The organism is Streptomyces sp. NPDC102437 (assembly GCF_044765565.1).
Lineage (GTDB): Bacteria > Actinomycetota > Actinomycetes > Streptomycetales > Streptomycetaceae > Streptomyces.
This window is the reverse complement of sequence record NZ_JBIWKI010000124.1, coordinates 1-3,682: the sequence shown is the minus strand read 5'-3', so window position 1 is coordinate 3,682 and position 3,682 is coordinate 1. Positions and strand designations below refer to the sequence as shown.

Below are 3,682 nucleotides of genomic sequence, written 5' to 3'. Positions count from 1 at the left end.
GCCACGAAGCGGCAGCGGCCTGATAGCCACACCCGACACCCCTGGGCGCCCTCACCCTACGAATGGGAGGACCAACCCGGTCACGAAGGTAGAGCCGCCTGAGGCCTGGACCACGCCACCCACACCCGCAGCTTCGAGCCGAGCACCGACAGCAGCAAGGACCGCGACCGCGACGACGATGAGGAGATCGAGCTGTAGCCGATCCGAGCACTGCAGCAACAAAGAGCCCCGGCGGAAAGGCCGCCCCGCCGGGGCTCTTTGCATGTGAGTACGGTGCTGTCTATGCAGAGCAACGGGGTAAAGCAGCAGCGAGGGCACGTACTACTGATCGCGGGCGACATCGCCGCTCGCCGCCGCACTGTGCAAGTCGCGCCCTCCGCGAACCTTGCGGCGCTCACGCTCGTCCCCGTGCCTGTCCTGCTCGGCAGCGCTGTGCCGAGCGACACCACATATCTCGACGGGATTCACGATCAGAACGCCCTGCAGGTCCGGCTGCGGGCCGCCGCAGCGACCCCGGGCCCGCTGCTGGTCTACCTCTCCGGCAAGCTCACCACCGACCGCCGCGGCCAGCAGCTCTACCTTGCGCTGCCCGGCACCACGGCCGCCACTGTCCGCTACACCGCTCTGCCGTGGGAGTGGCTGGGCACCGAACTGCGCAACCGCCCACCGGGCTTGACTACCGTGCTGTTCGACCTCGCGGCCGACAAGTCGGCGTGGCCACTGCTACAGGATTACGGCACGCTGCCGGCCGCGCCGTCCGCCGAGGTGTTCGGAGTGATCGCCCCGCCCGGCTTCCCCGGCAGCGAATCCATAGTGAGCACCTACACCCGTCACTGGATCGAGCAGCTTCGCCGCAGCCCCGACCGGCCCACCAACGCCCGACTGCACGCGCTCACCGTGGGAGCCGCCGCCCTGCCGCCGGGCGCACTGGTCATTCCGGTCGCACCGGAGATCACTGCTCCGCCGAGCCCCGAGGTCGCGGCCCGGACGCAGACGACGAACGTGCAACGGCTCCTTCCCCGACGCCGGCGGCCGAACGAAACCAGCGAGGTGGCACCGGCCCCGCAGGTTCAGATCCCGGGTGCTGTCCTCGCTCAGGAGAGCTACCCCCTCGCCCCGCCCCCTGCCCCGGTGCAACGGACTGCAGCCGTACTGCCCCCACAACCACAGCCGGCCGCCCCGGTACACGACGACCGTGGCCGATGGGGCCTGCCAGGACACCAGCAGGGCACAGAACAGCCCCAGCAGGCTGTCCGGGCCCAGCACCCGATGCCCGTCCAGCAGCCCGCACCCACCCCCCAGCCGTACGTACCACCCCAGCACCCGGTCCCCGCACAGCAGGACCCGCGCCCGTACATCCACGCACTCTCCGAGGCCGGGCAGCACCGCGACGCCGCCCGGCTCGCCCAGGCATGGGAGCAGTACACACTGCAGACCTACGGCATCGACTCACCCCAGGCCACCCAGTGGGTGGAGATCCGGGCCGACCTCGCCAAGCGCGAGGGCAACGCCCAGCTGGCGACACAGCTGTGGATCGGTGCCGGGCGGACCCGCCTCGCGCACCAGTCCCCGGACGCACCGGAGGTTCTCGCCGCGGCGACGAGCGCACACCACTGCTGGACGCAGATGACGGACCCGGGCCAGGCACGCGAGTGCGGCCCCGACCTGATCAGCCTGCTGCGGGCGCTTCCGATGCTCGACCGCCGACACCTTTCGCTGGCGCAACAGCGCCTTCAGTACCTGCACGACACGCCCCGCGGAAGCTAGGGAAGAATCATGGACGAGGAGGAATCGGAGAGCGAGCCGCTGTGGCCCGGGGGATGGGAGGAGATGACCGTCACGGTGTCGCAGGCCGCATCTTTGCTGTGCTTGAGCCTGCACGTCGTCGGACAACTCATCGAGGGCCGGCACCTGGTCGCAGAGCAGCGCGGGAACTTCCGATTCGTCAGCGTCCGCAGCTTGTTCGCCTACCGCCGCCGCCACTGGTCGCCGGAGCAGGCCTCCCGGTACAACACCCTGCTCGCCGGATGACCCGCGTTGTCCGAACGATCGGCCCCCATGAGCACCCCGCGTCGGCCCCTGGGCCACGGTCCGCAGCCCCAGACGTCCACCGTTGCCCAACCAGGCACTGGGACCACCGCCCGCGACCCGGAGGTGCCGCAGCGCCCCGCCCATGGTGGTCGCATAGCGCCCCTGGTCGCCCCCCCGGGTCGCGGTTGTACAGATCCCGGATGAACTCGACGACCAAGCCCCGGTCGTCGCCTGCGGCAAACAGGTCATCCCCACTCTCCTGCAGCCGCTTCAACAGCTTGCCGAGATCGTGCCGGTCCTTCTGACCGGGCCCGGCGAACGCCTTCAGCGACAACTCGGCCAGCTGGCGGGCGAGGAAGAAGGCCGGCTGCGGGATCCCGGCCTCGATCAGTGCGACGGCGCCCTCGTAGAACTCGCCGATCGTCTCCTCGGACGCGTTCACGCAATGCGCGCGGGACAGGCACAGGACGTCCGGCCAATCGTGGGATAGCGCCGAGGTAACGACCTTGGGGAAAAATGACGTTGGGGCGTCCTGGCCTGGCGGTCCGGCTGGTGGCTGATCAGCAGGCGGCTGGTCGGGTCAGGACCAGTTCGGTGCTGGGCTTGTGGCGGGTCGCCCGCCGGGCGGAGCGGTCGGAGACCAGTCCGGCGACCGCGAGGTGGGTCTCGGTGTAGGTCTCGCGGCGGCCGGTGAACCGCTGCAGAGGGCGCCACTGTTTGTACTCGGCGTTGGTATGTTCCACGCAGATCCGAGCGGAGGACTGGCGGCGACGCCGTTCGCGCCAGGCGTGCTGCTCGCTCAGGGCCGCGTCGCCCTTCAGTTTCTTCGGCGGGGCGCTGACCTGGGCGGGGAACTCGTTGGCCAGACCCCGGTAGCCCTCGTCAACCTCAGCTTGCACCGTCGGGTACTGGCGGAACTGCTCGGCGATCCCCTCGGTGCGCACGGCTGTTTGATCGTGCATCCGACCGGGCCGGACTACGCCGCTGAACAAGGTGCGGCCCTGGCCGTCGCTGACGGTGGCGGTCTTGATGGTGTTCTGCTTCTTCTTGCCGGAGATGAACGCCTTACGTCCGGGGCGTCCCGCGCGCGGGCGGCGGACCTGTACCTCGGTGCCATCGATCCGGAGGCCAACGCCTTCTGCGTCGGCGTAGGCGAACACGTCCTCCAGCGTGCGCAGCCGCACCCCGGGCCGGTCGGGCACCGCGTAGCCCTGGGACGCCAGCAGCGGGCGGACCTCGCGGATCGCGTCGGAGACGGTGGAGCGGTCCACCCCATACAGCTCGGCCAGTGCCGCATGTGGCAGCCCCAGCCGCGGTCCAGTCCGTCGACATCTCCGCCCTGGAGCAGTACGGCGACGAGAAGGTCGCCATGGTGCTGTCGAGGGCGACACGCTGCTGTCGCGTCGGGTGGCCAACGACGAGCCGGAACTGCTGAAGCTGATCGGTGACGTCCTGGACCTCGCCGACGGCGGCAAGACGACCTGGGCGCTGGACATGACCGGCGGCGAGCCCGGCCTGCTGATCGCCCTTCTGGTCAACCATGGCCAGGAGCTCGCCTACATCCCCGGTATCGCGGTCAACCGGGCCACCGACAGCTACCGCGGCCAGGGCAAGACGGACGCCCGTGACGCCCGCGTGATCGCCGACCAGG

The 3,682-nt window shown here is 70.0% G+C and carries 3 protein-coding genes and 1 pseudogene; 3 read left to right on the top strand and 1 reads right to left on the bottom strand.

The annotated features are described in order from the left end of the window. Positions 1–282: 282 nt before the first annotated feature. Positions 283–1,767, top strand: coding sequence for a hypothetical protein (locus tag ACIRJP_RS42100; protein ID WP_404186457.1), 1,485 nt, complete (start codon positions 283–285; stop codon positions 1,765–1,767). A 9-nt stretch (positions 1,768–1,776) separates the two neighbouring features. Next, positions 1,777–2,031: a hypothetical protein gene (locus ACIRJP_RS42095; protein ID WP_404186455.1), complete on the top strand. Its 255-nt coding sequence runs from the start codon at positions 1,777–1,779 to the stop codon at positions 2,029–2,031. Between the two features lie 560 nt (positions 2,032–2,591). Here the strand turns inward: ACIRJP_RS42095 and ACIRJP_RS42090 are convergent. Further along, the gene (locus tag ACIRJP_RS42090; protein WP_404186453.1) at positions 2,592–3,302 is read right to left on the bottom strand and encodes a transposase family protein; all 711 of its coding nucleotides are present in this window, start codon (positions 3,300–3,302) and stop codon (positions 2,592–2,594) included. Between the two features lie 109 nt (positions 3,303–3,411). On the opposite strand from ACIRJP_RS42090, the pseudogene ACIRJP_RS42085 reads away from it, so the two are divergent. Continuing rightward, positions 3,412–3,682: pseudogene (locus tag ACIRJP_RS42085) on the top strand (transposase); the annotation flags it as partial.